Below are 6,558 nucleotides of genomic sequence, written 5' to 3' on the forward strand. Positions count from 1 at the left end.
CGGCCTCCGTTTTGTGTTGAGCTGTGCTTCAAATCTGCAGCGGGGTCAGTAGAGTGATGATACCCAGGCCAGCAAACAGCAGAGCGGCAATGGTGTGTACCATTTTTTGCGGCAACTTCTTCGCGGCAACCTCGCCCAAGAGCACCGCGGGCACATTGGCCAGCATCATGCCCAGGGTGGTGCCGGCCACCACCAGCAGTAAGGCGTCGGGAAAGCGCGCGGACAGGGCTACGGTGGCCAACTGCGTCTTATCGCCCATTTCCGCGATAAAGAAAGCGATACAGGTGGTGCCGAAAACGCCAAAGCGTTCCATGAGCCGGCTATCTTCATCCAGCTTGTCTGGAATCAGCATCCAGCCCGCCATGGCGAGAAAGGAAAGACCCAGCCCCCAACGCATGAGGTCCGGCCCAATCTTGCTCATCAACCAGTGACCCACCGCGGCGGCGGCGAAATGATTGAGCAAAGTGGCGACGAAGATGCCGAGAACGATGGGAACCGGCTTGCGGTAGCGGCCGGCCAGCATCAGTGCGAGCAATTGAGTTTTGTCGCCGATTTCAGCCAGGGCGACGATTCCGGTGGAAATGAGAAAGGCTTCCATGAAGACTCCGGGGGCTGCGCATACGCCATGACAAGCCCGCGCCGCAGCCCCGCGTTGCGCAGACATGTCATGGGTCTTGCCAAACGGAAGTTTTCGTCGCATGCACCATGGCCGTGATGGCCAAGCCTGTTGATGCATGCCGGCGCTGAAAGTCGCGCCGAGGCTACTCCCCCAGAACCAGCCGATTCTAAATCAGTTGGCGTAGCGAGGCAATCGGGGTGCCTAGAGTTGGGAGGTGCACTGCGGGCAGCGAGAAGCCTTTTCCGGAATATTGGACGCGCAGAACGGACACTCTTTGGTGGTGGGAGCCGGCGCGGCGGCGGCGGGCTCTTCGCGTTTCAGCCGATTGATGGCCTTGACCAGCATGAAAATAGCGAAAGCTACTATGGTAAAGCTGACCATGGCGTTAATGAATAGGCCGATATTCAGCGTGACGGCGCCGGCTTGCTTGGCCGCTGCCACCGAGACATAGGGGCCAAGCTGTTTGCTGCCTTCTTTTAGTACGAAGAACATATTGGAGAAATCAACGTTGCCGATCAGCAGGCCGATGGGGGGCATGATTACATCGTCGACCAGCGATTTGACGATGGCGCCGAAGGCGCCGCCGATAACCACGCCGACCGCCAGATCGATGACATTGCCTTTCATGGCAAATTCTTTGAATTCTTTGATAATGGACATAGTTAACCTCTGTTTAAATAGCGTTAAGCATTATAAGTTATTCAATTGCCGGCGCTTCACCCCAAGCGCGCGCTCAAGCAAGAGAACGTGAACGAACAGGCAGGCTGCCAAGTAGGGCTCCGCCAAGAATCAGCACGATGGCGGTTATTGCAATGGCGTTCAACTGTCCTTGGCCGGTGCCTATCAGCAGCAGGGTGGACAGCAAGGGCGTGGCATAAGACAAAGAGCCTATCTGTCTGGGATCTCCCTCCTTCAGCGCGCGGTCCCATAGGAAGAAGGCGCCGCCCATCGGGCCGATGCCAAGCAGGATCAAGGCCAGCCATTGACCGGCGCTGGGGGTGATGTTGGGTTCGAACAAGACGTGGCATAGTAGAGAAAGCAGGCCGGATAGTAGACAGAAGCCGCCGACCGCGCTATTGGGAAAACGGGGCAACCTGCGGGTCAGCAGGCTAAAAGTCGACCACACCACGGCGGCGCCGATGGCCAGCAGATAGCCGACAAGGTAGTTACTGGACAAGGCGAGCTTGCCCCCGCTGACAATCAGCGCCGCGCCGCTGAAGCCCAGCGCGCCGGCCAGTATGTGGCGGCCATGCAGCACGGTGCCCGGCACCAGGATGGGGGAGAGCATGACGATCAGCAGCGGCCACAGGTAATTCAGCAGATTGGCTTCCATCGCCGGCGCGTGCCGAAACGCGAAGAACAGCAGGAAGTGATAGCCGAACAAGCCGTAGATCCCCACCAGCAGGGTGGGCGTCGGGACTTTCCAGTCGCGGTAATGGCGCAGGCTGAGCAGGCTGCCGATCAGCAGACAGACGCCAACGACGAAGAAAGGGGGAAGCGAGCGTGTTTGAGCGCCAAGCGCGGCCAGAGAGGCCCAGAGCAGGATGGCGCCCCCGGCAAAGGCAATCGGTCTGGAAATCATTATTATTCCAATGGGGAGGGTGGGCCGATTGTAAAACGGAAGCGGAAATGGAAAAAGCCACAATCCGGAGATTGTGGCTTTTGAAATTTTGGCTCCCCGAGCAGGGCTCGAACCTGCGACCTGCGGATTAACAGTCCGTCGCTCTACCAACTGAGCTATCAGGGATCATAATGCGGTGATGCAGGCTTGTTTTGGCTCCCCGAGCAGGGCTCGAACCTGCGACCTGCGGATTAACAGTCCGTCGCTCTACCAACTGAGCTATCAGGGAATGGAAAACAAGCAATTCTCAAACTGGGCCGGAGTGGCTCCCCGAGCAGGGCTCGAACCTGCGACCTGCGGATTAACAGTCCGTCGCTCTACCAACTGAGCTATCAGGGATTTGAGTGAGGGCGAACTATAGCTTCAGCCTGTCGGGCTGTCAACACTTGCGCGGCTGAAAATCGCTTGCGTCCGTCGGGCGGCTTGGACGCGGCGTTGACGCCCGCAATTCACCGCTGGCGAAGGGTGGCGGCGACGCGTTAAAATTTCGTTTGTTGACAATGCGGGAATAGCCGCGTTTTTGAGGTGGGTTAAATGAATCTGGACGGGAAGCTCAGGCTGGATGCGCGCGCAGAGCGGGCAAATAAAGATGCGGCGGAAATGGATGTTCATTTGCGGCAGTTGGAGTCATTGCGCGCCGGCGTCGCAATATCGATTTTGGATAAGCATAAAATCATCCAGGTGGCCGGAGAGGACGCAGAGGCCTTTTTACAAGGGCAGATCTCTAGCGATGTGCGTGAGTTGTCGGGCGAAAGCCGCGCTCAGTACAGCAGTTACTCTACGGCCAAAGGACGGATGCTGGCCAGTTTTCTGGTTTGGCGTATCGACGGAGCTTATTACCTGGCGGTATCTGCGGATTTGGCCGATTACGTGGCCAAGCGCTTGAGCATGTTTGTTCTGCGTTCCAAGGTGAAGGTATCGATTGCGGATAATTTGACCTTGATAGGCCTTGCGGGAAAGGGGGCGCTGGATGCGCTGGCGGTTGAATCCTCATTGGCGTCAAGCGCGGGGCCACGAGAAATGGTTCAGGTTGAGCCGGGCCTGTTGATAGGTTTGCCAGGGGCGGGATGGGCGCTGGTGGTGGACGAGGCCGGAGCGGCGCTGGTAGGGGAAAAGCTGACGGACAGTGCGGGTCTAATTTCCTCCAGCGTTTGGGAATGGCGGGATATCGACGCGGGTATCCCTTGGGTCCGTCTGGCAACTCAGGAGCAATTTGTGCCACAGATGGCGAATATGGAGTTGATTGGGGGGGTGAGCTTTAAAAAAGGCTGTTACCCGGGGCAGGAAATCGTCGCCAGATCGCAGTATTTGGGAAAATTGAAGCGTCGCTTGTTCAAAGTTGCATTTAAACAGTCGCTTGGAGTCGGCGCTAAACTCTATAGTCCGTCTGTGGTGGGGCAGTCGATTGGCATGGTGGCGGCGGTTTGCCAAGTGGCTCCAGAACAATATGAAGGCTTGGCTGTCGTTCAATTTCAAGCTTGGGAAGAGGGTATTTATGCGGATGAGGCATACACAATAAGGCTTCAGCAACTGGATCTGCCCTATTCCTTGAATGAGGGGCTTGAGAATTAATTGATAATTTCTGTTTTGTTTCCTTGACTTGAGTAGAAGGGCTTGGCTACATTATCATCTGTAATGCACCACTACTCTTACAATATATTTGGGAACATGCTAATGGAACTGTCGAAATTGGATTTTACCCAGCTGGTGGCTCTGCGCGCCGATGTTGAAGCTGAAATTAAGCGCCGCGAAAGCGAAGAAAAGTCCAAAGCCAAGAAACAAATCATTGAGCTTGCTCGCGCTTACGGCCTGAGCGTGGAAGAAGTGTTGGGCAAAACCGGCGGCGTGCGCAAGCCGGTGGAAGCCAAGTACCGTCACCCGGTTAGCCCTGAGCTGACTTGGACCGGTCGCGGTCGCAAGCCGGTGTGGGTGCAAGAGTGGATCTCCAGCGGCAAAGCGCTGGAAGCACTGGCTATCTAAGCAAACTGCAGGTTTGCAATGAATTTCGAAAGCGCCTGTCATGGGCGCTTTTTCTTTGTCTGACGGCCAGCGGTCCGGCTTGAGGCTTGCTATAAATGGATGTAGCGTTCAAGCTGTTTCGTGTAGTTATTGAAATGTGCTGACATTGTCTTGAGAGTGGGCGGCTATGCTGGATTTTTTTTCAAGAGGGGCTAAAGGTCGCTCCGACCCATTGGCCAGTGCGGAAGCGGCCAGGGAGTTTGTGGCGGCTTTGAAGAAGGAACACGGTGCGGCCGCGCATGAGCGCGTGGTGGCATTGCTGTCGCCATTGGAGTTGGATTGGCACAATATTTCAGTGGATCGCGTTGAAGCGCTACTGGCTCTCAACCAAGAGACACAATCGCTACATGAAAACCTCTGCGCGCAATACTTGCTGAATACGCGTATGCCCAAAGCGCTGGAAGCGCAGCTGAGAAGCCAGATACTGGCGTATGGCAAATGCTTCATCGATAGCTATCAGCATGTACTGACTGTCGACGCCGATTCGGTTGAGGGGGCCAAAGTTCTGACTCTATTGCCTATCGTGCTGTCGCGGATGATGTTCTATCTTGGCGAACATGCGCGCTGGCACTGGATCCGGAGCTTTAACCCGGAGGGGGCTTTTTGGTTGGGGGTAAACCAACTGTATTGGTTCGCCGAGCATCATGGTTGCGATTCCGTGCCGGTATTTTTATTCGGCGACGGCCAGCCGGCAACCACGGTTCAGGATCAATTCCTCATTTTGCATATGCTCGCCGTGTTGACCGGGGGCAATCTCAGCGTCAGGCAACTGCATTTCGCCTATCAACTGCTGCAGGTGCTGAGCAACCGTATGTCTTTAACGCGAACATGTGCGGAATATTCGAGTTTTGTGGTCTCTCTAAAAGGACCTCATCCTGCGGCGAGGGCGACAAGTGGCTTGGTGGACGAGGCCGCTCGCTACTGGGGTACGACGGATCTGGTCGAGATCTTGCACGGCTGGAGCATCGTGCTGGATGCCGGCAGAGTGCCGCCCGAAATCAAAAGGATGATGGAGCCAGGCATCGACGCCAATACCCTGCGTGCTTTGATGCGTGAGTGGTCTCCCCAGCAAATGCGTTTCGAGAGGGCTGAACGGGTGCCGGTCTCCGGGCAGAGCATAGAAGTGGCGTATCGCCTACCTGTGTTGCACCGTTTGATTCGGGTAGTAGACGAGGCCAAGCAAACGGGTGCGCTGGAAGATGGCAACTTCGATGATGCGGCCAATATACGTATTTATGGCTTCGTGACTACCAGGAAGCGGGACAAGGGAGCGCCCATGCCAGGGCTTGCCTCGGGGGGGGACGTCGTTTCTCAGCCGACCAAAGAGGAGTTCTCGCGTTGGGAGGTGGATAATGTCAGCCAAACTGGGCTTGGCGTCACCCTTGGTGCGATGGGGAATGAATGGGTGGGTTTGGGCGCGCTGATCGGTTTCCGCGAGAAGTCTGTGGATGGTTGGAGCCTGGGCGTAGTGCGTCGGGTGAAGCGGAACTCGGCGGATCAGATCTATCTGGGCGTTGAAACCCTGAGCCGAAGGCCCGTGGCGGCTTCATTGCGGCCAACCGATGTGAGATTGATCGATCCCACGCTGCCGCCTGAGCAGGTTTGGCTGGCAGGGCATATCGCCTTGTTCGTTCCTTGTCAGCGTTCAGGCAAGGTGGTTAATGCTTTGCTGTTACCACTCTCCTTATATGTATTGGGCAAAGAGTTCTACATGACGGCCAAGGGCAAGCATTTTCAGCTCTCCCTAGGTAAGGTAATGGATAAGGGCAGCGATTGGTGTCTGAGCGAGGTGGAGTTGGTTCAGGCTTTGGAAAGGCTGCCGATTATGCCGTGACTGCTAGTCATTTGGATCGAATCAAGCGCGGGTCGAAGCCAATCTTCGGCCCGTTTTTCATGGTTCGGCGGGGTGGTTGAGGCGTGTCGGCAAATACCCTTTTCGGATATTGCTTGCCGCATCAAGGGTTTGCCCTGTGAAGCCCGCTTTTGTTGAGGTTTTTGTTGCAAAAGGTGTTGACGGGTTTAGGGGGGTGACGTATAGTTCGCCTCCTCAGCAGACAACGCAGCGGCGGAAACGAAACGCAGCGATCTGCACCGCTCTTTAACAAAACGAATAACCGATAGGTGTAAGTGCTCGGTCGATGACCAAACACTTGCACTGCAAGACGAGAGATGTCTTGATGTTTCTTTGATCTTGCGTGCCAGAAAATTTGCTTGGAATTGAACTGAAGAGTTTGATCCTGGCTCAGATTGAACGCTGGCGGCATGCTTTACACATGCAAGTCGAACGGTAACAGGGTGC

The 6,558-nt window shown here is 55.7% G+C and carries 6 protein-coding genes, 3 tRNA genes, 1 rRNA gene and 1 riboswitch; of the genes, 4 read left to right on the forward strand and 6 right to left on the reverse strand.

Features of this window, described 5'->3' with window-relative positions; translation table 11 throughout:
- Positions 1-28: 28 nt before the first annotated feature.
- From B0T39_RS10065 to B0T39_RS10090, 6 genes are all read right to left on the reverse strand, one after another.
- Positions 29-598 carry a TMEM165/GDT1 family protein gene (locus tag B0T39_RS10065; protein ID WP_081546230.1) on the reverse strand — a complete coding sequence of 190 codons (570 nt, stop codon included), beginning with the start codon at positions 596-598 and terminating at the stop codon, positions 29-31.
- Between the two features lies 1 nt (position 599).
- Positions 600-782, reverse strand: a riboswitch (yybP-ykoY riboswitch).
- A gap of 38 nt (positions 783-820) precedes the next feature.
- Entirely contained in the window at positions 821-1,279 is a 459-nt protein-coding gene (gene mscL / locus B0T39_RS10070; protein ID WP_081546232.1) for a large conductance mechanosensitive channel protein MscL, read from the reverse strand.
- Between the two features lie 73 nt (positions 1,280-1,352).
- A complete protein-coding gene (locus B0T39_RS10075; protein WP_081546234.1) occupies positions 1,353-2,201 on the reverse strand; it encodes a DMT family transporter in 849 nt (282 codons plus the stop codon).
- A gap of 89 nt (positions 2,202-2,290) precedes the next feature.
- Positions 2,291-2,366: transfer RNA gene (locus B0T39_RS10080), tRNA-Asn, on the reverse strand.
- A 27-nt stretch (positions 2,367-2,393) separates the two neighbouring features.
- Positions 2,394-2,469, reverse strand: a tRNA-Asn gene (locus tag B0T39_RS10085).
- A gap of 34 nt (positions 2,470-2,503) precedes the next feature.
- Positions 2,504-2,579 (reverse strand) — tRNA-Asn (locus B0T39_RS10090).
- A gap of 195 nt (positions 2,580-2,774) precedes the next feature.
- Here B0T39_RS10090 and ygfZ point away from each other — a divergent pair.
- The 4 genes from ygfZ to B0T39_RS10110 form a co-directional block, all read left to right on the forward strand.
- The gene (gene ygfZ / locus B0T39_RS10095; protein ID WP_081546236.1) at positions 2,775-3,812 is read left to right on the forward strand and encodes a CAF17-like 4Fe-4S cluster assembly/insertion protein YgfZ; all 1,038 of its coding nucleotides are present in this window, start codon (positions 2,775-2,777) and stop codon (positions 3,810-3,812) included.
- Positions 3,813-3,914: 102 nt separating this feature from the next.
- Entirely contained in the window at positions 3,915-4,220 is a 306-nt protein-coding gene (locus B0T39_RS10100) for an H-NS histone family protein (protein ID WP_019103433.1), read from the forward strand.
- A 166-nt stretch (positions 4,221-4,386) separates the two neighbouring features.
- Entirely contained in the window at positions 4,387-6,093 is a 1,707-nt protein-coding gene (locus B0T39_RS10105; RefSeq protein ID WP_081546238.1) for a hypothetical protein, read from the forward strand.
- 385 nt (positions 6,094-6,478) lie between these two features.
- Positions 6,479-6,558 (forward strand): 16S ribosomal RNA (locus B0T39_RS10110); the annotation flags it as partial.

This window comes from Chromobacterium haemolyticum (assembly GCF_002081825.1).
GTDB classification, from domain to species: domain Bacteria; phylum Pseudomonadota; class Gammaproteobacteria; order Burkholderiales; family Chromobacteriaceae; genus Chromobacterium; species Chromobacterium fluminis.

What these genes read in the sequence shown, in the direction of transcription:
- B0T39_RS10065 (WP_081546230.1), bottom strand. Translation starts at nt 598, where the DNA reads ATGGAAGCCTTTCTCATTTCCACCGGAATCGTCGCCCTGGCTGAAATC.
- B0T39_RS10105 (WP_081546238.1), top strand. Translation starts at nt 4,387, where the DNA reads ATGCTGGATTTTTTTTCAAGAGGGGCTAAAGGTCGCTCCGACCCATTG.
- B0T39_RS10100 (WP_019103433.1), top strand. Translation starts at nt 3,915, where the DNA reads ATGGAACTGTCGAAATTGGATTTTACCCAGCTGGTGGCTCTGCGCGCC.
- ygfZ (WP_081546236.1), top strand. Translation starts at nt 2,775, where the DNA reads ATGAATCTGGACGGGAAGCTCAGGCTGGATGCGCGCGCAGAGCGGGCA.
- mscL (WP_081546232.1), bottom strand. Translation starts at nt 1,279, where the DNA reads ATGTCCATTATCAAAGAATTCAAAGAATTTGCCATGAAAGGCAATGTC.
- B0T39_RS10075 (WP_081546234.1), bottom strand. Translation starts at nt 2,201, where the DNA reads ATGATTTCCAGACCGATTGCCTTTGCCGGGGGCGCCATCCTGCTCTGG.